We start from the raw sequence: 23385 nt of genomic DNA, 5'->3' as shown, positions 1-23385 counted from the left end.
AATGGAGTTGAAAATTCATCCTAAGATGATAATTGGATTAAATGGAATTATTCAAGGTGGTGTGTCCGTTGAGGATTTTTCTGCTGTTACAAAAATTAATTTTGTTGATTCTGAAATAATTCTTGAAGAATTCGTCAAAAATGGAATTGGTACAAAACAAAATGATAATTATTATTTTGATGGTGGTGATAAATTAAAAATTGCAGTTGCATTGCTTGAAAATGGTTATCCTATTGATGAAATTTCAATTTCTCTTGATTGGAAAGATTTTGAGGGTTTAACTGGAGAAATTTTATCATCAAAAAATTTTGCAGTGATTAAAAATATGATTCTTACAAAACCCCGTATGGAAATTGATGTAATTGGTATTCGATTAGGTATTGCAATTTTAATTGATTGCAAGCATTGGAAGCGATATAGTTCATCTGCATTAAAAACCGCAGTTAAAAAACAAATTGAGAGGACAAAACACTATGTTGAAAAAACCCCTGGTGGAATGGCAGTGCCTGTAATAGTAACATTATATCAAGACAAGGTTAATTTTATTGAAAATGTTCCTATCGTTCCAATCTTCCAACTCACTTCATTTATTGATGAATTTTATGGGAATATTGATCAAATGAAAACTATAGAAACAGACTAGTTATGAAAAACAACACTCCGCCAATGACAAATGCTTTCGTGATTTTCAACGAATTGTCTAGTGCTTTTGAATAATCTTCGTATATTTCATGCCCCATGACTTTCACGCTTGCCTCATTTTCTAAAATTTCAAATTTTGCAGATTTTGTATCTGATTCTGCATTTCTAGCAATTTCCAAAAACCACTTTGAAAGCTTATCTGCGCTTGTAATCAAACCCAATTGATAATAGCCATTTCTGTTTCTAGCTTTTACTGGAGCATAATGGGTATCTGACGTGCAGATTTCTAACAAATTATAATCTAATTTTGAAAAATTATCTATGATTTTCTCTCTTACTCCATTTTCCATATTGTTTGCATCTGCCCACCCGAGAAAATATTTTTTGTTGTTTATTACTAGGCAAACAATTCCCAAGCCACCCATTCCCAAATCCTCTGTCCATACATCCATATCATCTGAATTAGCATAACCGAATTCTATTGGATAGTTTTCTTTTGTAATTAGAGTGTCCAGGCAAGATTTTGCAGCTTTTAACATATCTTCACCATCTTCTTTTGAAATCTCTTCCCCCATTGCATTATGACAATCTACAATCATTGTTCTTGAATAATTTCGATTCTTTGCATATTGTTCTATTTCTGTTTTCATATAACTAGGGATGTCTTCCATACCGTGAGGCGACAATGACAAAAACAAGAGTGGATTATTTCCAAAAAGTAAACCTATTACTCTGGCTTTGTTTATTTGTACTGTAACTGGTTCTGTACACTGTAGCCCCTCTTCTTTGATTTTACTGTCTTGTATTTTTTTCAGATAATTTTCAACTTCATTTCTTGATGGTAGATTCAATGAGTGATCTGAAATACTGTGCATCACCATTGCTGATGAGGATAAATTTTTGTAAATAAGGTATGGAATATTGCTTCCACCTACTGGATGATATGGTCCTGGATGAATTTCTGGCAATACCATTCGAAATTCTGTTTCTCCATTAGGCGATGATAGTCTTAACTGTGATGTAGTAACTTTAGTTTCATTTGATCGCTGTTCCATTAATTCTTCAGCATCCTCAAAATCGTTTCCTTGTGATGCAAGATATGCCTGAATTGTTTTATGTGTACTTTCCATTCCTGGTCTTCCTGCTCTGTCAGTGAGAACTGACCATATGCTTGCTATTATCATAAATGATATTCCATATGCTAATCCTATAGGTTCAGAAAGTATTGAAAACCACATATCTTGCGGAATTAATACCAAATACATTGCTAATGGTTGAATAAAACAAATTGCCCAAGCTTTTTTGAGACTTGCTCCAAGAGTTGTAGTGTAAATTCCTATTCTAAAACTGGCAAAAAGTAACACTCCGAAAACTATGAAAAATAATTCTATTTCTTTTGATAATACTATGCTTGATAGTATTCCCATCAAAATTGTAACTGTCCATAACATATTTCCAAAAAGAGATGAATGTAGTGATTTTGAAAGTTCTTTCTTCTTGGAAAATCTTGTATCTAGTAATTGTGTTATAAATAGAACTCCTAAAACAAGTGGTAGTCTATACCAATTTTGTTCAAAACTTACATTGGTCAAATAACCAAAATATGTTGCAAGAACCATCACTGAAGATACTATTAGTGATACTACTAATGAAAAATAATGTGATGATGGATTAACTAGAGTAAGCGAGAATCTACTGTGTATATTTGAAACATCGTCTGGATCTTGTTCCATTGTTTTTTCACGAAGCTAGGAAAAGATCAATTGCCCATGAAACTACAATTAAGCCAATTGGAACTGATACTACTATTTTTGGATCTATTTTGAATCCCTTTGTCTCATCTTCGAAGAATCGCATGAGACCACCACTTGATGCTGGAAGCGGTGCTGATTTTTTCTTGTTGCTACTCATTATACCTCGAGTCACGGATTTTTACATAAATACTTTATTGTTTTTCTCTAATTTTTCCCAATGTTTCTAGCACTGAATTAATTGATTTTAGAATACTTTGTTGTTTATCATGATTTTTTTCCTCTTCGAGTTCTTTTGATAGTAGTTCTATCTTTTCTTCTAAAGTTTCTTCTAATCTTGATTTTGGGTGTTGCGGAGCTTCTGTCATGATCTCTTTTTTTTCTGGCTCACGTCCACAACTAACGCATAATGCATGCCCTTCTTTCATAACTCTGACTCCTGAACAATATGGACAAGGCTCTCCAAGTAATGTTGCTCCGTTTAGAAGCATTTCAGCAGCTTTTTTTGTAAGATCTTCTGGCATAATTTATCTTTGATTCCCTGTCTAAAAAATCCGCTTGTTTTCATTTTGTAAGAATTAACCAAACAAGGCTTAATAGTGCGTATAATTGAATTTATTTCGAACGAATGGCAGTAATTTGTAATACTTGTGGTCTACCAGAAGATTTGTGTGCATGCGGTGAACTGGCCAAAGATAGCACTAAAATTATAATTAGATTAGAAACTAGAAGATTTAAGAAAAAAGGCACGATGATTGAGGGGTTAGATCCAAAATTAAATAATTTAGAAACTGTTGCCAAAGAACTCAAAAACAAATATGCTTGTGGTGGAACTGCCAAAGAAGGATATATTTTCTTACAAGGTGATCATCGAGATACTATCAAAGACACTTTGATTAATTTGGGATTTGCTGCAGATACAATAGAATTACATTAGATACATTGCAAAATTCAAATAGAATTCTTCAATTCCTTGGAATTCCATTCACGGCATTACAATCAGTCATTCTTGGCTTGTTGCTTGTATCGTTTCCCATCGGTATTTACATTGTTTTTGAAAGTGATATTGGTGGGGATATCAATCATGAATACCCTCTTACCCATTTGACACTTTTTGAAGGCACAGAGTTGTATCAATTTCCTCTTGATGTTAGTATTGGGGATGTATTTGCTGTTTTATGGACTTTTTATGCAATATTGTTTGCCATCGCAATTTTTGGTCCAAAAGATGGGTTTCTGAAATCCATTTCATCAATCATCTCTTTTGGCAAATTCAACACTACGTCTAATTACATGATTGGAATTACAAAATGGTTTTCAATTTTAATTTTAATCTCCGCATTGATTAATTTTATTCAAGAGGCATTTGGAATTGTAACTGTACCTCCACTAGACGACAATGATCTGATTCAGTTTTTTTATGTTAGCCTTGCACCTTTTGTTGAAGAATTTGGATTTCGTCTAATTTTGATAGGAATCCCATTGTTTGTCTTATACTCTCATAAATCTTCACTACGATATTTCGTCAAATGTTTGTGGACTCCCAGTTCATTACATCTTCACGACAATAAAAAAGCAATTTTGCTGATTGTCTTTGTAGGTGTATTCTTTGGTTTCGCACATATTGCGTTTGCAGAATCTTGGAGTGAAGGAAAGTTTGCCCAAGCTGCTGCTAGTGGAATTATTTTAGGGTGGGTATACTTGAGATATGGATTCGTGGCTTCACTCTTAATCCATTGGGCGATGAATTATTTTATTTTCTCCTATGCTAATTTCATTTCTCAATTAAATTTCATATCTGTTGAAGAAGCATTTTCTCATTCACTGATGTCTTCATTGGAAATGCTTTTGTTAATATCGGGAATAATTTCTACATCAATTTTATTTGTGAATAGATTTCATTCAAAAAAAGAATCTGCTCTAGAGATTTAACGCTATTTTCAATCCTTTGTATCTATTTCTAATTGTGACTTCTGTTACACCTGCAGCTTCTGCAACATCTCGTTGAGTCTTGTTTTCTCCATTTGTGACACATGCGACATAAAGTGCAGCAGCTGCCAACCCCATCGGATCTTTACCTGCCGAAATTTTATTTTCTTCTGCAGTCTGTAAAATTTTTGTCGCTTTTCTTTTTGTTTTTTCTGATAATCCTGCTTTACTTGCAATTCTTGAAATGCATTTTACAGGATCCACTACCGGCATTTTCAGATTTAATTCTCTTAGCAAAAGACGATAGCATCTTGCAATGTCTTTTCGCTTGATGTTGCTTGCCTGTCCTATGTCTTTTAACGTTCTAGGAGTTTCTGTGTCTCTACATGCTGCATATAGTGCTGATGCAATTAAAGCTGAAATGGAACGTCCACGTACTAGTCCTTTTTCTAATGCTTTTCTATAGATATAAGCTGCTTTTTCAATAACTGCGTCTCCTACTGCAAGTTTGTCTTTTAATCTGTCTAATTCACTAAATGCCTGTCTGAAATTTCTATCTACTGGTTCATGAACTTGACTTCTACTATCCCAGGTTCTTAGTCTCTCGATTGTACTTTTCATTGACGCTGTGAGTGGCTTTCCTGTTGCATCTCTATTCTGTGGGTTGATTACTGTCGCTAATCCCATATCATGCATTGCAAGTGATGTTGGAACTCCTGCCCTGCTTTTGTTTTCACCTTCATTTGAAAATGATCTCCATTCTGGTCCAGACTCTTCAACTTTATCTGTAATTACAAATCCACATTTTCCACAAAAATTTTCTCCTGTATTAGCGTCTGTGACTACTGTACCCTGTCCACATCTTGGACATCTGTCCTTTGGATTTAATTTTTTAACCATTTTTATATCTCCCAAAACTTTTTATGATGATATTTAACATTTTCTAATTTATTGTTTATAAGTTTGTTGATGATCTCTCTCTCTTCCTCCATTGATCCTATCTGTGGTTTTGATTTAATTGATCTCTAGAATTTTTTTAATTTTTTCTGCGATTTGTGGCTTTTCGTTTTGCTCTAGTAGAAATTTCAGATCTTCAATATTGTCTACATCCCACATGATTCTCTTTACAAAAACCATTGCAACATTAAGAGTGTGTTTTTTGGCCGTATTCATGTGGATTTTGTAACTGTCTTCATCGTAATGAGTTTCCATGAGATCTATTGGCATTCTCATAAGGGCATTTGTGCCATCAAATCTTCTTGATGGAATAATTATCGCAAAATTTGGCGGTGCTTTGTAATTTAACATAAAATCAATATCTTGAGTTTTGATGTATGGTATGTCTTGTGGGAAAACGATAGATGCATCATAGTTGTTCTCTAAAAGATATTTGTCTGCAAGTGCAACTGCGCTATTGACACTTTCTTCTTTTTCATCTACTAATATCACCGCATTAAATTTTTTTCCAATCTCTATTGCTTTTTCTTCTTTTGTTACTATGATTGTTTTATCAATTTGAGGTGAAATTGATATTGTATGTAAAATCTCTTCTAGCATTATTTTACATAAATTATCTATTTTCTCTGGTGATAAATCTAAACGTGTCTTTGCTTTGGTGAAAGTCTTTACAGGAATAATTGCTGCAATTTTCAAATTAAACGTGTACTTGTTTTAAAATAAAATTCGCTAATGCGTCTTCAGCTAATTTATTTTTCATGGTGATTTTTGTTTCAAACACTCTCATATCTAAACTCTGAATTTTTTTTGTTAGGAGTCTATCTTTACTGTCTATGATAATGTTAGAACACACATCTGAATACATCTTTGCTAATCCATAAGCATTTGATTCAATTCCAGCTGCTTGCATGTATTTTGCTGCTGGTCCGCTTACCGCATCATCTCCAATTAACGGACTAACTGCCACAACTTTTTTCTTAATTTTTGAGAGTTCCTTTCTAATGCCTTTTATCTGAAGCATTGGGCCAATCGATGTTAAAGGATTCCCTGGTGCTAAAATTACCATGTCTGCATCATGTATTGCATTAACTGCTTCAGGATTTGGACGTGCTTTGTCTGCGCCAATGTATTGAATTCCTAAAACAGGATCTTTACCTCTATGTTTAACCCAATATTCCTGTAAATGTAGTTCTCCTTTATCTGTAGTAATTCTGGTTTCAATACTGTTATCTGTTACTGGAATGATATTTGCACTCACTGCAAATTTCTCACACATCCATTTAGTGATATCACTGAGATTTTTTCCGTTCTTTAACATGTTAGTTCTAATCAAATGTGTTGCGGCATCTCTGTCTCCTACTCTAAACCATGTTTCTTCTCCAAATACTTCCATTTGACGCAAAAAGTTGAATGTGTCTTTTTTCATTCCCCAACCTCTTTCTTGATCAAGTAAATCTGCCAAGCCGTAAACAATTGTATCAATATCTGGACAAACATAGAGTCCATAAAGCCAATAATTGTCACCTACATTACTAATTACGTTGACTTTGGATTCTTGAGCAACTAATCCTCTTACCAACTTGACCGAACCTGTTCCTCCTGCTAATACTGTGATCATACCATTTTCCCCTAGATTATGTGGTTTACCTAAATTACTCCATATTACTTTTTCAAAAAAATACCGATCAACAATCTTAAGATAAGTTTATTACTGTTATTTTGTGGATTTCACTCGTGTCTAAAGCTGTACCCTTAACAGTTTTGCTTGCAATACTTGTTGTTGTTGGAACTGGCAGTACTGCTTGGGCTGCACAATTAGATGCTAGAATTAATCCTAATTCAGATTCTTCACCATTTTCAATGCATTATCTCAAAACCGTCTTCATTGAATATCCAAACGGTGGAAATCTCTTTGATGAATTACAAGGAAAAGAATGGACGGTTTCAGGTTCTGCAGACTCATCAAATCCTGGCGTTCAGGAATTAATGGCAAAATTAAATCAAAAACTTTCTAATGATGGAAGCCACGCAAAAGTTTCCGATTTGAATGTATCCTATGAATTCTTACTCAAAGGAAGAGCCATCAATACATCAATTGATTATAAAGTTCTCTTGGAAGGTACACTGTCTGATTATGTAATCACAAAAGATGCCCAAAGAACTTTGGTTGACCTAGGTTGGAGAGGAATGACTGTTAATGACGAAGTCAATATCGATGGAGTAGAAATCAATATTCCAATTAACCTGTTAAGGGATAAAGAACCTGAAGTATATGCTGTATTTGCTGGAACTGAAGCTGACCAAGTTTTACATAGACCCATTATTAACGCTGATTTTATTTTAGAGCAACCACTTACAAATTGGCACTTTTTGTTTGATCCAACTGGAATCAATGTAGATGCTGGAACATTTGGATTGGATGAAGAAATAGCTGGTTTTGTAGTGTCAAGTTGGACAATGGGAGAAAGCAGCATTAGGGAAGGAAGACAGGTTGAAAGAGTCTTTACAGCTGATGTTGTTGCTGATCAAAAGTATTCAGTTAGAAGTGTCCAATCTGCCGACCAAGCAAACTTGGCTACAATAGGTTTTGGAGCTTTGGATGTATTGGATGGTCTTGAAATTGCAGGTGTTACACCAAAACCTCCAGAGGGATATGCAACAACTTCTACTGGTGACTTTCCAATTATGATAGTTTACGGAATGGCAGGAATGGCAGCAATTGCAGGAATTGCATTTTTCATTGTAAGTAACAGATCTCTTAAAAATGAAAAAGTTGGACAACAAGGAATTGATCCAACCAGATTAGTTGGTTATCAAACTAGTGCATCCTCTGGTGGTTATCAAACAAATCGAGGTGAAGCACAGTTGAAGGATGAAACTGATTACCAGAAAACCCGAAGCGTTTATGATAATGCACAACAACAAAGTCCACCACCACAAGCATCTTCTACTGAAGAGGCAGCCTGTGGATGTGCAGCATCTGCTGAGATGGGTTCTGAGTGTGATTGTGAGATGCACGGTTCATGTTTGTGTGATGCATCATGCAAGTGTAATGCAGAGATTTGCAAAGAGCAAGTTCGCTCAATGAGTTAATATTTTTAAAATTAAAAAATTATGTGTGCTGGGAGTAACCCTCCTTCTGTTTTCACGATATTTCGCTTTGCAGCCTACCTGAACCTAGTACAGGAACTTAAAGTTCTGTTTGGCCTTGCTCCATGTGGGGCGGCTTTTTTCATTCCTTTTATGGAAACCTCAGGTTTTGCCATCATAGTGCGCCATATTGGATTTTTTTCTGCTCCGTTGCCAATCATCTCTGATTATCTATCTCCAGATCACATTTCCTGTATGGAGGGAGGAGTTTCCTCTGCCGTAGCAGCGTGTCGTGCTCCAGCTCACATGATAATTCTATTTCTTGATTGAATTTGAATATTGCCTTTTAGGCTTTGTGCCTATGATGAATAATGTGCCAAATTCTCGCTTCCATTTTTTTGTATTTCTCAAATCTTTGATTTGCTTTGTTTTTACAATGAAGCCGGTGTTTTTAAAAAATTCTTTCCATTCTTTTTTTGAATGTAGGTGCATCTGTATTTTCATAATTTTTGCCCATTTGGCAGTGGCCTTGTTGTCTGAATAAAAGTCAGTTCCACAAAAAAATTTCCCACCTGGTTTTAGTAGTTTGAATATTTTTTCCAGTGCTAATTCCATTGAATTTGCATAATAAAGAGACTCCATCGAAAAGATAAAATCAAATTTTCTTCTGTTATTCATTGTTTCAATATCTGTGTGAATGTATTCTTCTTTGTTGTTTTCTTTTTTTCGTGTAGCTTGAATGATCATTTTTTTACTTTTATCTATGCCTACTGCCTTTTTACAGTTTTTTTCTTTTACTATTTTTCTAACCACCCATCCGTTTCCACAACCGACATCTAGAAATGTAAATGGTTTATCAAATGATATTGTTTGCAAAAATTTTACAACATTCTTTCCATGTTCTATTTCCATTAATTCTGCTCGTCCATTTTGAGCCCATTCGTCAAATGTCTTTCTAACTTTGTCCATACTTTTTTGTTTTTTTATTTCCATTATAATCTTCGTTTCACTGATAATTGATATGAACAACTTCTACGTGTTGCTTATATTTTATTTGCATTAAATCAGTTTGAAAGAAATTGCCCGATGAATCATGCAGAAAATGTGGTGGAAAATTATACGAGTATTCAAAATGCTCTCAATGTTTGATGCCTAATAGTATGATTTGTAAAGATTGTGCCTTTTGCACACAGGTGCAATTTCATTCAATTTGTATGTCGCAAATTATCAACCATGCCAACGCTGTGCCAAAAATCAAGTCTGGCAACTATCAAATGGTAGTTGCCATGGCTTGATAAAATCAAATATTAAAAAATTTCACATATCATAGCTACTTAAGTTTTAAGTATGATTAACGTAGGTTTTTAATTCTATGGGGAAAATTCCGGTAATTCTGAGCCTAATTGTTATTTTATTGATGCCCGTGTATGCATCAGCTCAAAGTCCTGACAGGATTACAATTCTTGATGATTTTGGAAGTTATAGCCGTGGTGAACCTCTTTTCATTTATGGACAAATTGCAAGCATTACTGATGATTCTTTCCTAATAATGCAAATTTTTAATCCTGAAGGTGACTTGTGTCAAATTCAACAATTAATGCCCTTATCCAATGGAGTTTTCATCACAGATGTTATTCCATTAAAAGGAAGAATTTGTGGGCTTTCTGGTGAATATGAAATAAAATTATTTTATGGTGATTATTCAAAATCTACGACATTTACTGTATCTTCATCTGTTTTTTCTGAACCCAACAATGAAGAAAAACTTTCTCTTGCACAAAACTTGGTAAAAGATCAAGGTCTGTTAATTGGAACACTGTTTGATATTCCATCCCCTATATCAAATCAAACATCAAATGATCTGTCTGACTTGGAAACCACGTATGTTGATTTATGGAGTGAGTTTTTTGTGAATGATTTGATTCTTGAGGTTGATCCTTTAATTAGGTCTGCGATATCTTCTTCACTTGATTCTGTACAAAAGTTATTTGATGATGATAAAATATCTTTTGAACTTACAAAGTCTATTGACAGAACAATTTATTCTGCAATATTTTATTATCATATTGGCGATAAAACAAAGGCAATTGATTTACTAACTGATGCTTTTGTTGACATCAGAAACGTTAATCCTGAAAAGGCAACTAATCAAAGAACTCCTACATTTGATGAATTAGAAGAGACATTGCTTAATTTGATGACAAAGTCTGATACTGTGATGAGCAAGCCTGTGAAAAATGAAGTTGGCTTTATTTTTGCTAGGGGGACCGCTCCAATTTATTCTGAAGAATTAAATGAACTAATTGACATTCTTTCAAAATCCAGGTATCTTGATGTTGTATCTAGAAAAGAAAGTGATCTTTACAGATTAATTCAAAATGATTGGGAATTGCTAAAACCTTCATTAATGGAAAAAGAGTCTATTGAAGATCTACTTGATTCTAAAACACGTGTTTCGGAATTACATCAGGCCGCAATTCTATTGAGGGAATTAGATACTGTTGAGAGATTTATCTCAAGCGATTCTGAAGAAAACAGTGAACTTGCTAATCTGATTATGCCTGACTGGGAGGATTTGGAAACAGATCTTGCACTTGCTACATCCGTTCAAAGTATCTTGGATTCTGAATATGTCATAAAACAGATGGTTCAGATTATAGATATTTCTTCAAGAATTAACAAGAGCGTGGAGATTTCACAATCAAGCGGTATTGATTCTAGTCTTGTCTCTGATTGGAAATTACTTTTAGAGCGAGTGGAAACTGCTAAATCGCCTGATGAGATTTTAGATATTGTTTCTGAATTTGATCAATCGATGACTGAACTCCGAGAAAAACGAAACCCATTGATTGTTTTAGAATTCCAATACAAGGCCATGAAAGAAAAGGCTGAGTTGCATGCTGATTATGAAAATCTCTTTTTGATTGATAATGCTCTTAAAATTTTAGATACTGCTAAACAAATGGAATCTGGAAATCCCTCAATAACCAGAATTGATAGGATTGAAGTTTTGCTAACTTGGGTAAGTGAAAAAGCACCTCAGATCAAATCCGATTTAGATTCTTATGATAAAGATGCATTCAAAGTACGTGCTAGTGATATTTTACAACGTGCAAAATCTCTTGAAAACTTGGTTGAACTCAGCTTAACTAAGAATCGCTTTTTACCAAACTATATTCAATTCACTGAAAAATTCAATGAGAAAATAGACGACGTCAGGGATCTTGTGATTAAAAATGATCTTGATCAAGCTGATACGTTAGTGAGAGAATTATTTGGTGAATGGACCGATGTTTCACAAGCTTATGCAAATGATCCTCTGGGGTCTGATGTTGGATACACTGCAGATGAGATAAAGCGTATTGAATTCCGTAAAAAACTCAACACTTTTTCAAACATGGTGTCAACCTTCTACAACAGTGAATTTTCTGCATACGTTGATGAGTATGATCAAATGATGACTGATGCTAATGAATTAATTGATATTGCAAACTTTGTCGATGCAGAATCCAAAATTTCAGAAATTGGTGATTATCTTAGCGAATATCTGGTTCTCAAAAGCCCAAAAATAATATATGATATTTCATTTGACGCAGAGAAAGATATTTGGATTCTAAAGGGTGCTACGGAAAAATCTATTTTTGATAGGCGTGAAAATCTTTACGTTACTGTTTTCAATATGGATGGAAGTACTCATAGTAGCTTGAAATTTACTGATACCAAGCAAGGTGATTTTTTCACTCAATGGGTTGCCCCAACCGATCCTGGTCTGTATGTTGTAATGTTACAATATCAGGATTCTAAGGCTACTCAAATTGTTCATGTTGAAGAAGAATTTGATTTTGAATATAGTGAAACTGATTTGAATATGGTTGAATTAGCACGTGAATTTGAAGAACTAGAGTCATTTGCAGAAAAATTTGGCGGTGACGATTTTGCTAGTAATTCTAGATTCTCCTCTGTAATTAATGAAATAAAGTCTGGGTTTACTGATAAGAATGCTCAAAGTGTAGATGAAAACATTGATGAATTAAAAATGATCATTGAAAGATACCTTCCCATTCGTTCCCGTACCGCAGTGATTGAAGCTTCTTATGATAATGACAAACTGATAATATCTGGTGCTGTTCAGAAGACAATTGCATTTAGAGAAGATATCTTTGTTGACATTTTTGATCAGAGGGGGAATTTGATAGAGGAGATTCCTCTTAAAGATAATTCTTCAGGATTATTTTCAGAAGTAATATCAAAACCATTTGACTCTGGTCTGCATGTCATTCAATTAGAATATCATGATACGCGAGTAACTGATTTTTTTAATGTGAAATGATTATTTTTTCCCTTTAACTAAATTAAAGAGCTGTCTTACTGCAAGTTTTGGATGGTGTGTTGCAAGTTTTATCATGTTTGATAATCCAAATTCTGCTTTTATAAAATCGATGAACTCTTCAGGTTTTAATTCTTTAATAATATCTAACTCTTTATCCCATTCCTCATCGGATAACCCAATCCATCTATCCTGTACTTTTCCTGCAGAATTGATCTTAGATTCGATTTCTTTTTTCCAATTTTCTTCATAGGCTTTTAAAGAATTTTCATCTGTGTTTCCTGCTTTAATGGCATCTGATGCCACTTTTCCTGCAACTCTGCCGAATTTTATGGCATATCTAATTCCCTCAAGAACCAATGGATTTGCCTGTCCTGCAGAGTCTCCAACTAAAATTAAATTATTAAACACTGTCTTTCTTGATAATCCGTCATTTGGAATCAACCCGTAATGAAACTCAATTGGTGATATTTTTCCCAGTTTTTTAATGGGTCCTAACTTTGAATCCATTAATTCTTTTAGTTTTTGAGTTGGATCTACATTTGATTCTGGTTTTCCAACACCCACTCCAATTCTTACAATGTTGTTTCCTAGAGGAAAAATCCATGCATATCCTGCAGGTGAATACTGCTGACCCACCATTAGCCACCATGTATCTGAATCAATATTTTCCACTTTTACCTCGTATTCAGCTCCTGCTCCAAATCTTTTCCATTGAGTAGCAAATCCCATTGCTTTGACAACAACTGAAGGAAATCCACTTGCATCTATCACTGCTTTGGAATGAAACGTGATCTTGCCATTTGGACCAACTCCGCTTACTCCTATAATGTCTCCCATTTCATCTTTAATTACATTGTTCACATTGATTTTGACAAAAATATCTGCGCCTGACTGTTTTGCTTCTTGAGCTAACCATCTGTATGTTTTTCTCACATCTAGCACAGCAGCTCGTGGAACTGAATCACTAATTGTAACTTCATTATTTGGTGAACAAAATGAGAAATTTTTTATTGGATTATAGCAATCATCTGGAATTCCAAATTCTTTGATGTTTTGAATCCATGTTACACCACTTGTTCTAACTGTTTCTGCTATTGAATTTTCTTTTTCTAGCATGGCTACCCTAATTCCATTTCTTGCAGCTTCATATGCTGCTGATGAACCTGCTGGGCCTCCTCCTACTACCACTAAATCATAATGATACTCCTCTGACAACTAGACTCCGTCAGTAATGCCTAGGATATAATTTTGAGGTATTTTTTTGAAATTATTTCTTTAATACTGGCGTGCCTGATGTATCGTTTTCTCTTTCTGAATCAAAAGTTTGCATATGTGCTGGATCTCGATGCATAAAACTATGTGTTTCTCCTTCGGTTTTCCTGCAGAATTTTGAATGAATTGTTTCCTCGATTTTCAGCGTTGTTTCATTCTCATGAAATAGTCGTTTCCCGCAGTCAGGGCAAATAAATTCAGGCATAAATTTCACTTGCATTAAATCTATTTAGATGTTTCAGGCAAAATTGAATTTGACATTCTTGTTCCTAACCGAAACTTTAGATGTTTACAAATTCCTAATGATTTATGGACGAATCTCAAATCTCATCTTTCGTTGTGTGGTCTGTAATTACTGGTATAATCATGACCATTACGGGATTAAGCTATAGAGCATACTTGAGGGCAAAGAAAAATGAGATCTCTTCATCTTGAAAAAAAGGGATTAAGAGGCCTTGCTATTGCTGAAAGCTTTGGACCAAATTCTTCAAAATCTATTTTGTCTGGAATTGTAATGAGGCGAGATTTCATTATTGATGATTTTGTATTTGGGAGTGCTACAATAGGTGGTGATGATGCTACAGATTCCATCTTGAAGATGTATGGTGAACTTGCGAGACCTGATGTTAGCTATGTTCTGATATCTGGTTTGATAGTCTCAATGTATAATATTATAGACATAAAACAATTGTTTGATTCTCTAACAATTCCTATAATTGGAATTTCATATAATGACTCTATGGGAATATCTAGTGCCATTAAACAACATTTTCCAAATTCATTTGAATCTAAACTTTCTGAATATGATAAATTGGGTAAAAGAGAAAAGATTACTTTGCATACATGTCATGATGTTTTTGTTCGGAGAGAGGGCTGTTCACTAAATGATGTCCGACATCTTCTTGATGATTTGACATTGGATGGTTCTATCCCAGAACCTATTCGTGTATCGCAATTACTGGCAAAAACATTGTTTGAAAAAGGATTATCCTTCTGAAGCTGTCTTGCCGCCATCTACATTTAAGATAGTTCCAGTCACCCAATTTGCCTCATCTGATGCTAAATACAGTGCTGCATTTGCAACATCTGCAGGTTCACCGACTCTTGCAAGCGGTAATCTTTCTTCAAGAACTTTTCTTGCTTGAGGATCATCTAGATATGGTTTAATCATTCCTGAATTGATAATTCCCGGATTGACGCAATTACATCTGATGTTTCTTCTTGCATATTCAACTGCGATTGATTTTGTAAACATGGAAATTGCTGCTTTAGTTGCTGAATATACTGCCAAATGTACTCTTGGAATTGCTCTTTCACTTGAAATGGAGCCAATGTTTACAATTGCACCGCTTTTTACATCTGACATTTTTGAAAGCACCGCTTTTGTCATGTGAAAGACTCCTAACAAGTTAACATCTATGAGTTTTTTAATTTCTGCATCTTTCATTTCGTGAAAATGTACTGGATCATTGATTGCTCCTGCATTATTTACTAAAATGTCTATTTTCCCATACGTATCCATGATTTGATTTACTGCTTGTAATACTTGTGATTCATCTGTCAAATCACACGTGACTGATGCTGTTGACTCTTCATTTCCTATCTCTTTTCTTGCATTTTCCAACCCCTCTAGGTTTCTTGCAACCATGACTACTTTTGCTCCTTCTTCTGAAAATCTTTTAGCAATTCCTTTGCCTATGTCACTTGATGCACCTGTTACTATGGCGACTTTATCACTTAATCTCATACTAGCACAAGGAACTCATAACTTATAGAATTTTTGTTTAATTATATTCGTACAATTATTTTTGTTTGGAATCATTAATTCTTTTGATGTGCTCTATTATTCCTGTATAGTCTATCTCCCCCAATCCCTCTTTTAGGGCGTCGTCATACACTTCCTCTGCTTTTTCTATCATTGGGAGTTTTATTCCTAAGGATTTGGCCATTTTTGTAATAGTGCTGATGTCTTTTTTCAGGTTTGAAAGAGTAAATGTTGCGGTATATTCCCCGTCTATCATTTTGTATGCTTTTTTTTCACTCATGCCAGTTTTAAAATATGTGGAGTTTAAAATTTCAAGAAATATTTTTGGATCCACATCTGCACTCTTCATAAGAGTGATTCCTTCAGATAGTGCCAGCGCAAGCATAGTTATTTGTAGGTTCATGGCAAGTTTAACTGAATGTGCTACCCCGCTTCCTCCTAAGAAAAATACTTTGTTTGCAATTTTTTCTAGAACATCTTTACAATTATCAAAAGCGGTTTTATCTCCTGATGCCATCATGACTAGTTCTCCTGTAATAGCTACATTTGGTCCCCCCATTACTGGAATATCCAGTTTCTGAATATTGTGCTCTTGAAATTTTTTTGAGATATTTTTTGATTCTGACGGTTCAATTGTACTCATATCTGCAACAATCAATTTTTCATTTTTGCATTCTATGATCCCCTTGTTTCCAAATGATACTTGCTTTACTGCATTTGCATCTTTAACTACTATTATGACAAGCTCTGTATTTTCAGCAGTTTCTTTTGGTGATGATGCAACTTTTCCTCCTTTTTCTTTAACTTGAATTGTTTTTTCTTTTGTCCTATTGTATACTGTGACATCAAATCCTGCATCTAACAAATGCAGTGCAACAGCATTTCCTAGCATTCCTAATCCTATGATCCCTATTTTTTTCATATTTTTTCGACTCTCTTGATTATTATTTTAATGACGTTCTTCATTTTGAATCTCCCATTGGTTATTTCCAAATCTTGATGATGCAAATTCTAATAATCCTATTGTCTTGTCTCCCTTTTTGACTTTGGCAAAATCAAATTTTTTTAATCTGAGTAATTTTTCTTTTGGTTTGTATCCTCCTTCGATTACTTTTACCTTGAATCGTTTACTTGCTTTTATGATCATTTTTCTTGCAATTTGGACATCTCCAATCCATGAAAACAACTCAAAATCACCAAAATTTTTAGTCGAAATATCATACCCGTACAATCTAGCTTCAAGTTTTACCCCTTGAATTTTTGCCTGGTTGTTTAACCATGATACAATCTCTTTCCCGTGGCCTTTTTCAACCCCAAATGTTTCTGAATCTCTCATCTATTCAAATTCACAATATCAAACCATAATAATCATTTTCAAATTATTGTTAAACTAAAATATTGATAAATTCATTAAAATACATGCTTACTATTGACTGCAAAGATGTTTCATCTATAAAAAACGATTTGCTTGTTTATGTTGCAGATAAGGTAGCTGCCATTCCTACTATCAAACAACACCAATTTACACTCTCTACTTTTAATGATGACGAAACTCTTGACATCACTTTAGTTATTTCTGCTATTAAAGAATACTTGGATTCAATAGATGAAGGAAAAAACTTTGCAGTAGTTTCAAATAATGAAAAAATTAACATCACTTCTATTTCAGGTAGGGTGATAGAACGAGAACCTGTCGATCAATCTGAACTATTTTCTTGTACACATTGTGGATTTGTGACAAAATATCAAGTTGAACTAAATGTTCATATGAGAATTCATTATCTCTAATTTGTTAAAAATCCTGAAACCCAAATTCTTCATTGGTATCTCTTGAGGCAATGAGACATTATAATGCGGAAAACGTTTTTGGTATTCTGAAATCTGACTTTGTGCAACTTATGTTTTGAATCTGTTCTCATTATTCCATCTTTAATTTTTTTCCAAAAATATGATAAATTATAATTGTGTGGTGGGTTTTACACAGTATCTTAAACTATAACTATCAAACTTCTAATGTCACTACGAAAATCCTGTAATCGTCATCAAAGAATTTTAATCATATTTGATTCTCAACAGGATCTTTATAAGCATCAGTTCCACAAAAAAATTTATGAATACGCCATCGAAGAACAATGTGAATAAAGTCTATTGCGAAAAATGTAATCTTGTTTTTAAATCTCGAGAAAAATTTGAAAAGCATCTTGATAGTCACTCATCACTTGTTTCCTGTGAGATTTGTCCCATTGATACTATTATTGCAAAATTCCTAAATCTGTTCAAACGAAAATCATCACGTAATTTGGAATAAGTTTTTTTAACCAATTCCATATGTTTTGAAACATGCGTAAAAAAGCTGTAATTTTAGGATTAGTTGCAGCGATTATTGTTGGTATAACAGTATCTGCCTCTTCATTACCTGCAGAAACTGTGAATCTTGATGTGGGTAGAATGCATGGTACCATCTCTACTGCTATGGGCTCTGCAATTTTAGGAGATCCTTCTGCTCCAATCACAATTGTTGAATTTGGTGATTACCAGTGCCACCAATGTTATAATTGGTTTCATAACACAAAACCTGCAATAACACGTGATTATATTGAAACAGGAAAAGTAAATTTGGTTTTTGTTGATTTAGCTTTTTTGGGAAGTGATTCTCCAAAAGCAGCTCAAGCGTCATACTGTGCTGAAGATCAAGGAAAGTATTGGGATTATCATGATCTTCTTTACAATTCACAAGAACCAAAAATTGATGGTGGTTGGGCAAATGCTGAAAGACTAAAAGCATTTGCATTTAGTTTGGGTCTTGATATGGATCTCTTTGATAGTTGTCTTGATTCAGGAAAATATTCAAAACGTGTTCAGTATAATATACAGCAAGCAAAAGATCATGGTGTTAAAGGAACTCCTGGATTCTTTATTGTAGGTCCTGACGGACAACAACAAATCAGTGGTGCACAACCATTTTCTGTCTTTAAACAAATTCTGGATCCTATGATCTAAATGATCCAAACTACCAAACTTGTATTCTCAAATTTCAAATATGTCTTATTGGCATCTGTTATTTTCGTTTTTATGGTAATTGGTTTACTGATTCTGTCTGAATACATTTTCTTAGAACCTTACATCATAAGTCATTTACCTGTTGGGACTGAATTGGGATTTGTATTGATTTTAATGCTTTCTGCACTATCTGGACTGGTTATTCCGATGAATATTTTTAGAATAAACATTCTAAAAAGTTCAAAACAAAAAATGGGTGGGGGTATTATTGGATCCATTGTTGGCGCTATTGCTGGTGCGTGTAGTTGTGGCCCGATAGGCTTTGCAATAATCTCGACTTTTGGTTCTGTAGGTGCAACAGCAACTGCCTTTCTAACAAATTATGATGTTCCAATTCGAATTATTGCAATTGTTATTCTGACTGTCACTTATTTTACTACTGTAAAATCTCTTAAAATTGAATGTGCTCTCAATACTCGATAATGATGCATCAGAAATTACCAATTAGGCAAATTTTTACAACCTTGAAATGTATGTTGTAGGACTCTCAATTGATTATATGACGTTCATTTATGTCCCAATTAGGCCCAGTAGAAGAGATCCTGAGTCAGATGAAATAGAGGATTACGAAGATTAGTGTTTTTTTGAATTTTAATTAAAGAGTGATTTTTCAAAATCCTCAAAGTTGAGCTATTTATTTACCATTTTTTAGGTTTAACTAATGCAGAACTGGAATATTATTTTTGGAATTTTCATAATATCTGGACCTATCATTTTTTCAATGATTGCCTTCCCTGATTCTATCGCTTGGAGTTGGAATGAAGGCAGAGGAGGTTATTTCTTTGCACTTGTTTTCATAGTGGCCGAATTAATTGGACTGAAAATTGTCATCTCTAAAAAACGACTTTTTTCAGTAATTCCTTTGGCATTTCTGACTATTGCATATCTGATTTCGTTGGAGTATGGTTTAAGAGATTACATTATTGAATCTGCAGAACAGTTTGATGTACAATTAATTTATTCTTGGACATGGATGTGGGACTTTGTAATTATGGCAATTTTTGTTGTTGTAGCATTGACTATTTTCTTTGGCAAGAGATGGATTAGAATCGCTCCTGCTGGACCTATTTTCCTAACTGGTACTGCGCTAATTCTTTCGCTTGATGCATTTTTTCCATATGATACTTTGGGGCCTTTACAATATGTTGTCCCATATTTTGTTCAAACTAATGTGTGGGTTATTACAATGCTTGATCTTGGAACTGCCATTGCCAAAGATAATGTGATGTTTTTGCGTGGGGAGCATGGTTCAATGGCACTTCAGGTATTTTGGCCATCTGCCGGAGTTCACAGTATTATTATTTTCTCCTTGGTAATTGGTGCCTTCATGTTAAAACTGAACATTCCAAGACATCGAAAAGCTATGTATTTTGTTTTAGGTATTATAGGCACAATCACAGTCAATCTGATTCGAATCTTTTCTTTATCTTGGTATGCCCTTAAAGTAACAACAGATCCTGTGGCCTGGGAGGAATATCACAAAATTGCAGGTGAGATCATGTTTTTACCGTGGCTGTTTGCATTCATACTTGTAGTAATTTTGATAGAATCCAGACGTATGAAGAAACGTGAACAATAATATCTCTATTTAAAAATAATTTGTAATGCTGCTTTGTCCTTGGACTTCTGAAAGCTCGGTAACTTTCACACCTAATCTTCTGATTGTGATGGTTTGGTTTTCTAATGCTTCTCTTAGTAATTGGTCAGCATTTTTTTGCAATTCTTCAAGACTTGAAGTTGGATTTTTCAACATTCTTGATCTTGATTTACTTGATAAATCTGATTGAATTAGATGAATTCCTACTGATTTGAACATTCGATTATTTTTCAATAGTATGCCGTGTACCTCTTTGCATAAATCGATAATGTTTTCAGATAGAAATTGATAATCTTTTGAGTCTTTTTTTAATGTTGAAATTTTACTGTACTGTATGCTTGCTTCTCTTTCTTTGACTGGTTCGTTATACGTTCCTCTTACTGCATTGTAGATGTAAGCACCATTCTTTCTTCCAAATTCTTTATTCAATGTAAAAACATCTAGTTTTTTCAAGTCTTGTATCGTTTCCAAACCCATTTCACTGAATCTTTCTTCAGTTTTTTTCCCTATTCCTGGAATTACTCTGATTTTTAAAGGATTTAAAAACTCATTCATGTTGTCTGGAGTTACAACTGTAAGACCATCTGGTTTTCGATAATCTGATGCAATTTTTGAAATCAACTTGTTGGATGAAATTCCTATTGAGCAACTAAGTTTAATTTTTTCTCGAATGGAATTTTTAATTTGTTGCGCAAGATGACTTGCTTTCTTAAAATCTCCTTCCACTCTTTTTGTTACGTCCAAGTAGGCCTCATCTCTTCCAACATATTCAAAGATATCTGCATTGAATTTCATAATCTTCATTGCTTTTTCAGAAATTTCTGAATAGAAATCAAAATCTACCGGCAGAAATACTGCATCATTTCTACCTTCCAGTCTTTTTTTTGCAAACGAAATCGGCATTCCTGATTTAACTCCATATTTTCTTGCAGCATAATTTGCTGTAGCTATTGCACCACTGTCTCCTCCTCTGTCTGAAAAAACACAAACACAAACTGGTTTTGTTTTTAATTCGGGTGATCGTGTCTCTTCACATTGAGCATAAAAATAATCAAAATCTATGTGGAAAACCACTCTTGTTTCCAATGCTTTTAGATATTGTTCTGATTATTACTATATTGTGCATTCATCTAAATACTGATTATGTTTCATAATTTTTATGGATTACCCCGTCTCTGCTGATGAAAATGGCATTAATCTAAAACCCGAAAAAATGGAAAAAGAAAAACTATATCATTGTATTTTTAAAAATAAGGCAATGCTGGTTTTCAAAGATTCTCAAGACGTGTTAAACTGCTATGAAATTGAACATGAGGATTTGGTTGAAAAAATAAGAAAGGCTAGTAACGAAGATCAATTAGAAAAAATACTTGAAGACTATCTTGATGGGCAAAACCTGAAAAATTAATAAACGCCGGAGAAAGTTTTCATATAACAGGAATTCAAAATTGAGCAACTCTAAAAAATCAAAAGATGCAGAAGACATTTTATCTGAATTCGACACCAGAACTAAATCTGAACCAACACCAGAACCTGAACCAACACCAGAACCTGAACCAACACCAGAACCTGAACCAACACCAGAACCTGAACCAACACCAGAACCTGAACCAACACCAGAACCTGAACCAACACCAGAACCTGAACCAACACCAGAACCTGAACCACAACTATCTGCACCAGAACCTGAACCAACACCAGAACCTGAACCACAACTATCTGCACCAGAACCTGAACCACAACTATCTGCACCAGAACCTGAACCACAACTATCTGCACCAGAACCTGAACCACAACTATCTGCACCAGAACCTGAACCACAACTATCTGCACCAGAACCTGAACCACAACACAAAACTTCTGAAACACATCATCCGCCAGAAGAACGAGATGTAATTTTTGTTGGCACCAAACCTATCATGACATATGTTTCAGCAACTTTAACTCAACTTTCTACAAGACCTACTGTGACAATTAAGGCTAGAGGAAAAAGAATAACTCAAGCTGTTGATGTATCCCAAATGATTGTAAAAAGAATGGATTCAGTAGGCTATGTGATTAGTGACGTACGAATTTCATCTGATTCACTTACTTCTCAAGATGGAAAACAACGTAATGTTTCCACTATGGAAATTGATATTTCAAAAAATTAGTTTAAAAAAGATCATTCTAATCTTGTTCATAATTTTATTTATGATGGTGCTTTTTAGTTTATCTGGCAATTCCTGTGGTATTAAACACATGCAAATTTTAAATGAAATTAACACATTTGAAAAATCTCTAGATCCTGAAATATGTGAAATGATTGTTGAAAAGATTAATCTTTTTAATGATTCATGTGAACCTAAAATTGAAATTTTAGATTGTGGTTAAAATACTATATCTGATAAAAAAGATATTCCAAAATAAATTAATGCTGCACTTAGGCTAATCATTAGCATTTTGTAATTTCGGTTCGATAAAATTTTTGAACTCTTTGATGTAAAAAATGAAATCGCCCCAAGCCATGCAAAATCCATCCAAATATGCAATGCAAATAAAATGAGAATTCCTGCAAATGCCCATATCAACATTGCATCTGATATTAATTTGAAACCGATTGTAAACCACCAAATAATAAAAAATGGATTTAATGCACTAAGTAAAATCCCTGTGATTAACGGTCCTTGTTTTGTTTTTATTTTTGCAATTTCTTTTCTTGTAAAAACTGTCTTAATCTGAATAATTGCAAACACAAAAAGCGTGATGGCACCTAAAATAGAGATTATTGTTCTAAATTCTGGAAAAATCTCAAATGAGAATACTCCAACTCCCAATAAAACAATTAGCGGAAATTCAACAATTGTGTGACCAACTGCCATCTTGATTCCTGATCTTGCACCTTCTCTTAATCCATAAGATACATTGGCTGCAAAAAGTGGACCTGGTGCCATTACTCCTGATGCTGAAATGACAATTACTGATAGTGCAAATTCAAAAAACTGTTCCATTC

General features: G+C 34.1%; 27 protein-coding genes and 1 other RNA gene. 13 read left to right on the top strand and 15 right to left on the bottom strand.

Going from position 1 to position 23385, the window contains the following annotated elements; genetic code table 11:
- Position 1 precedes the first annotated feature (1 nt).
- Positions 2-643 carry a hypothetical protein gene (locus OO712_RS06980; protein ID WP_370684778.1) on the top strand — a complete coding sequence of 214 codons (642 nt, stop codon included), beginning with the start codon at positions 2-4 and terminating at the stop codon, positions 641-643.
- On the opposite strand, the gene OO712_RS06975 is transcribed toward OO712_RS06980, so the two are convergent.
- The 3 genes from OO712_RS06975 to OO712_RS06965 are packed head-to-tail and all read right to left on the bottom strand — an operon-like array spanning position 627 to position 2917.
- Positions 627-2375 (bottom strand): DUF2070 family protein, encoded by a 1749-nt coding sequence (locus tag OO712_RS06975; RefSeq protein WP_109876124.1) that lies wholly within the window; start codon positions 2373-2375, stop codon positions 627-629. The genes OO712_RS06980 and OO712_RS06975 overlap by 17 nt on opposite strands.
- Positions 2376-2382: 7 nt before the next feature.
- Positions 2383-2553 carry a preprotein translocase subunit Sec61beta gene (locus OO712_RS06970; protein ID WP_109876267.1) on the bottom strand — a complete coding sequence of 57 codons (171 nt, stop codon included), beginning with the start codon at positions 2551-2553 and terminating at the stop codon, positions 2383-2385.
- A 34-nt stretch (positions 2554-2587) separates the two neighbouring features.
- Positions 2588-2917, bottom strand: coding sequence for an Sjogren's syndrome/scleroderma autoantigen 1 family protein (locus OO712_RS06965; protein ID WP_109876123.1), 330 nt, complete (start codon positions 2915-2917; stop codon positions 2588-2590).
- A 104-nt stretch (positions 2918-3021) separates the two neighbouring features.
- On the opposite strand from OO712_RS06965, the gene yciH reads away from it, so the two are divergent.
- Both yciH and OO712_RS06955 read left to right on the top strand, forming a co-directional pair.
- Positions 3022-3330: a stress response translation initiation inhibitor YciH gene (yciH, locus tag OO712_RS06960; RefSeq protein WP_109876122.1), complete on the top strand. Its 309-nt coding sequence runs from the start codon at positions 3022-3024 to the stop codon at positions 3328-3330.
- A 5-nt stretch (positions 3331-3335) separates the two neighbouring features.
- The gene (locus OO712_RS06955) at positions 3336-4325 is read left to right on the top strand and encodes a CPBP family intramembrane glutamic endopeptidase (RefSeq protein ID WP_109876121.1); all 990 of its coding nucleotides are present in this window, start codon (positions 3336-3338) and stop codon (positions 4323-4325) included.
- Here the strand turns inward: OO712_RS06955 and OO712_RS06950 are convergent.
- The 3 genes from OO712_RS06950 to cofD form a co-directional block, all read right to left on the bottom strand.
- Complete coding sequence (locus tag OO712_RS06950) at positions 4314-5222, bottom strand: transcription initiation factor IIB (protein WP_109876266.1); 909 nt, start codon at positions 5220-5222, stop codon at positions 4314-4316. The two genes, OO712_RS06955 and OO712_RS06950, sit on opposite strands and share 12 nt — an antisense overlap.
- Positions 5223-5336: 114 nt before the next feature.
- Positions 5337-5975, bottom strand: coding sequence for a 2-phospho-L-lactate guanylyltransferase (gene cofC, locus OO712_RS06945; RefSeq protein WP_109876120.1), 639 nt, complete (start codon positions 5973-5975; stop codon positions 5337-5339).
- A 1-nt stretch (position 5976) separates the two neighbouring features.
- Positions 5977-6897 (bottom strand): 2-phospho-L-lactate transferase, encoded by a 921-nt coding sequence (cofD, locus tag OO712_RS06940; RefSeq protein WP_109876119.1) that lies wholly within the window; start codon positions 6895-6897, stop codon positions 5977-5979.
- Positions 6898-7013: 116 nt separating this feature from the next.
- Between cofD and OO712_RS06935 the strand changes: the two genes are divergently transcribed.
- Positions 7014-8372, top strand: a complete 1359-nt coding sequence (locus OO712_RS06935) for a hypothetical protein (protein WP_109876118.1) — start codon at positions 7014-7016, stop codon at positions 8370-8372.
- Between the two features lie 23 nt (positions 8373-8395).
- Here the strand turns inward: OO712_RS06935 and rnpB are convergent.
- Together rnpB and OO712_RS06925 are read right to left on the bottom strand one after the other, a co-directional pair.
- Positions 8396-8675, bottom strand: an RNA gene (gene rnpB / locus OO712_RS06930) — RNase P RNA component.
- A gap of 9 nt (positions 8676-8684) precedes the next feature.
- Entirely contained in the window at positions 8685-9338 is a 654-nt protein-coding gene (locus tag OO712_RS06925; RefSeq protein WP_109876265.1) for a class I SAM-dependent methyltransferase, read from the bottom strand.
- Positions 9339-9741: 403 nt separating this feature from the next.
- Between OO712_RS06925 and OO712_RS06920 the strand changes: the two genes are divergently transcribed.
- On the top strand, positions 9742-12699 hold the full coding sequence (locus OO712_RS06920; protein ID WP_225866802.1) for a hypothetical protein: 2958 nt from the start codon (positions 9742-9744) through the stop codon (positions 12697-12699).
- Here OO712_RS06920 and OO712_RS06915 read toward each other — a convergent pair whose 3' ends face one another.
- Complete coding sequence (locus tag OO712_RS06915) at positions 12700-13914, bottom strand: NAD(P)/FAD-dependent oxidoreductase (RefSeq protein ID WP_109876117.1); 1215 nt, start codon at positions 13912-13914, stop codon at positions 12700-12702. It lies immediately after the preceding gene.
- 52 nt (positions 13915-13966) lie between these two features.
- Entirely contained in the window at positions 13967-14176 is a 210-nt protein-coding gene (locus OO712_RS06910; protein ID WP_109876263.1) for a hypothetical protein, read from the bottom strand.
- 210 nt (positions 14177-14386) lie between these two features.
- Between OO712_RS06910 and OO712_RS06905 the strand changes: the two genes are divergently transcribed.
- Positions 14387-14968 (top strand): endonuclease dU, encoded by a 582-nt coding sequence (locus OO712_RS06905; RefSeq protein ID WP_109876116.1) that lies wholly within the window; start codon positions 14387-14389, stop codon positions 14966-14968.
- On the opposite strand, the gene OO712_RS06900 is transcribed toward OO712_RS06905, so the two are convergent.
- Genes OO712_RS06900 through OO712_RS06890 form a run of 3 tightly spaced genes read right to left on the bottom strand, consistent with a single transcriptional unit; the run spans position 14957 to position 17072 of the window.
- A complete protein-coding gene (locus OO712_RS06900) occupies positions 14957-15718 on the bottom strand; it encodes an SDR family NAD(P)-dependent oxidoreductase (RefSeq protein ID WP_109876115.1) in 762 nt (253 codons plus the stop codon). The genes OO712_RS06905 and OO712_RS06900 overlap by 12 nt on opposite strands.
- 55 nt (positions 15719-15773) lie before the next feature.
- Positions 15774-16658, bottom strand: a complete 885-nt coding sequence (locus tag OO712_RS06895; protein WP_109876114.1) for an NAD(P)-dependent oxidoreductase — start codon at positions 16656-16658, stop codon at positions 15774-15776.
- Between the two features lie 27 nt (positions 16659-16685).
- Complete coding sequence (locus tag OO712_RS06890; protein WP_109876113.1) at positions 16686-17072, bottom strand: hypothetical protein; 387 nt, start codon at positions 17070-17072, stop codon at positions 16686-16688.
- Positions 17073-17155: 83 nt separating this feature from the next.
- On the opposite strand from OO712_RS06890, the gene OO712_RS06885 reads away from it, so the two are divergent.
- The 4 genes from OO712_RS06885 (at position 17156) to artG (ending at position 20375) form a co-directional block, all read left to right on the top strand.
- Positions 17156-17524 (top strand): C2H2-type zinc finger protein, encoded by a 369-nt coding sequence (locus OO712_RS06885; protein ID WP_109876112.1) that lies wholly within the window; start codon positions 17156-17158, stop codon positions 17522-17524.
- Between the two features lie 552 nt (positions 17525-18076).
- Positions 18077-18736 (top strand): DsbA family protein, encoded by a 660-nt coding sequence (locus OO712_RS06880; protein ID WP_109876110.1) that lies wholly within the window; start codon positions 18077-18079, stop codon positions 18734-18736.
- Positions 18737-19219, top strand: coding sequence for a hypothetical protein (locus OO712_RS06875; RefSeq protein WP_109876109.1), 483 nt, complete (start codon positions 18737-18739; stop codon positions 19217-19219). It abuts the gene before it with no gap.
- A gap of 238 nt (positions 19220-19457) precedes the next feature.
- Positions 19458-20375, top strand: a complete 918-nt coding sequence (gene artG, locus OO712_RS06870) for a thaumarchaeosortase (RefSeq protein ID WP_109876108.1) — start codon at positions 19458-19460, stop codon at positions 20373-20375.
- A gap of 9 nt (positions 20376-20384) precedes the next feature.
- On the opposite strand, the gene dinB is transcribed toward artG, so the two are convergent.
- Positions 20385-21479: a DNA polymerase IV gene (gene dinB, locus OO712_RS06865; protein WP_109876107.1), complete on the bottom strand. Its 1095-nt coding sequence runs from the start codon at positions 21477-21479 to the stop codon at positions 20385-20387.
- Between the two features lie 73 nt (positions 21480-21552).
- Here dinB and OO712_RS06860 point away from each other — a divergent pair, with 73 nt between their 5' ends.
- The 3 genes from OO712_RS06860 (at position 21553) to OO712_RS06850 (ending at position 22766) form a co-directional block, all read left to right on the top strand.
- Positions 21553-21801, top strand: coding sequence for a hypothetical protein (locus OO712_RS06860; protein ID WP_109876106.1), 249 nt, complete (start codon positions 21553-21555; stop codon positions 21799-21801).
- Between the two features lie 40 nt (positions 21802-21841).
- Positions 21842-22546 carry a DNA-binding protein gene (locus OO712_RS10700; protein ID WP_264953650.1) on the top strand — a complete coding sequence of 235 codons (705 nt, stop codon included), beginning with the start codon at positions 21842-21844 and terminating at the stop codon, positions 22544-22546.
- Between the two features lie 88 nt (positions 22547-22634).
- Positions 22635-22766 (top strand): hypothetical protein, encoded by a 132-nt coding sequence (locus tag OO712_RS06850; protein ID WP_263970046.1) that lies wholly within the window; start codon positions 22635-22637, stop codon positions 22764-22766.
- Here the strand turns inward: OO712_RS06850 and OO712_RS06845 are convergent.
- On the bottom strand, positions 22763-23383 hold the full coding sequence (locus tag OO712_RS06845) for a LysE family transporter (protein WP_109876103.1): 621 nt from the start codon (positions 23381-23383) through the stop codon (positions 22763-22765). The genes OO712_RS06850 and OO712_RS06845 overlap by 4 nt on opposite strands.
- Positions 23384-23385: the final 2 nt, after the last annotated feature.

It is taken from the genome of Nitrosopumilus zosterae (genome assembly GCF_025998175.1).
Lineage (GTDB): Archaea > Thermoproteota > Nitrososphaeria > Nitrososphaerales > Nitrosopumilaceae > Nitrosopumilus > Nitrosopumilus zosterae.
Note: the sequence above shows the minus strand (reverse complement) of the source record. Positions and strands in the feature narration are given on the sequence as shown.

Coding starts and splice junctions, on each gene's coding strand:
- OO712_RS06980 (WP_370684778.1), top strand. CDS start 2: ATGGAGTTGAAAATTCATCCTAAGATGATAATTGGATTAAATGGAATT.
- OO712_RS06975 (WP_109876124.1), bottom strand. CDS start 2,375: ATGGAACAAGATCCAGACGATGTTTCAAATATACACAGTAGATTCTCG.
- OO712_RS06970 (WP_109876267.1), bottom strand. CDS start 2,553: ATGAGTAGCAACAAGAAAAAATCAGCACCGCTTCCAGCATCAAGTGGT.
- OO712_RS06965 (WP_109876123.1), bottom strand. CDS start 2,917: ATGCCAGAAGATCTTACAAAAAAAGCTGCTGAAATGCTTCTAAACGGA.
- yciH (WP_109876122.1), top strand. CDS start 3,022: ATGGCAGTAATTTGTAATACTTGTGGTCTACCAGAAGATTTGTGTGCA.
- OO712_RS06950 (WP_109876266.1), bottom strand. CDS start 5,222: ATGGTTAAAAAATTAAATCCAAAGGACAGATGTCCAAGATGTGGACAG.
- cofD (WP_109876119.1), bottom strand. CDS start 6,897: ATGATCACAGTATTAGCAGGAGGAACAGGTTCGGTCAAGTTGGTAAGA.
- OO712_RS06925 (WP_109876265.1), bottom strand. CDS start 9,338: ATGGACAAAGTTAGAAAGACATTTGACGAATGGGCTCAAAATGGACGA.
- OO712_RS06920 (WP_225866802.1), top strand. CDS start 9,742: ATGGGGAAAATTCCGGTAATTCTGAGCCTAATTGTTATTTTATTGATG.
- OO712_RS06910 (WP_109876263.1), bottom strand. CDS start 14,176: ATGCCTGAATTTATTTGCCCTGACTGCGGGAAACGACTATTTCATGAG.
- OO712_RS06905 (WP_109876116.1), top strand. CDS start 14,387: ATGAGATCTCTTCATCTTGAAAAAAAGGGATTAAGAGGCCTTGCTATT.
- OO712_RS06900 (WP_109876115.1), bottom strand. CDS start 15,718: ATGAGATTAAGTGATAAAGTCGCCATAGTAACAGGTGCATCAAGTGAC.
- OO712_RS06895 (WP_109876114.1), bottom strand. CDS start 16,658: ATGAAAAAAATAGGGATCATAGGATTAGGAATGCTAGGAAATGCTGTT.
- OO712_RS06890 (WP_109876113.1), bottom strand. CDS start 17,072: ATGAGAGATTCAGAAACATTTGGGGTTGAAAAAGGCCACGGGAAAGAG.
- OO712_RS06885 (WP_109876112.1), top strand. CDS start 17,156: ATGCTTACTATTGACTGCAAAGATGTTTCATCTATAAAAAACGATTTG.
- OO712_RS06880 (WP_109876110.1), top strand. CDS start 18,077: ATGCGTAAAAAAGCTGTAATTTTAGGATTAGTTGCAGCGATTATTGTT.
- OO712_RS06875 (WP_109876109.1), top strand. CDS start 18,737: ATGATCCAAACTACCAAACTTGTATTCTCAAATTTCAAATATGTCTTA.
- artG (WP_109876108.1), top strand. CDS start 19,458: ATGCAGAACTGGAATATTATTTTTGGAATTTTCATAATATCTGGACCT.
- OO712_RS06860 (WP_109876106.1), top strand. CDS start 21,553: ATGGATTACCCCGTCTCTGCTGATGAAAATGGCATTAATCTAAAACCC.
- OO712_RS06850 (WP_263970046.1), top strand. CDS start 22,635: ATGCAAATTTTAAATGAAATTAACACATTTGAAAAATCTCTAGATCCT.
- OO712_RS06845 (WP_109876103.1), bottom strand. CDS start 23,383: ATGGAACAGTTTTTTGAATTTGCACTATCAGTAATTGTCATTTCAGCA.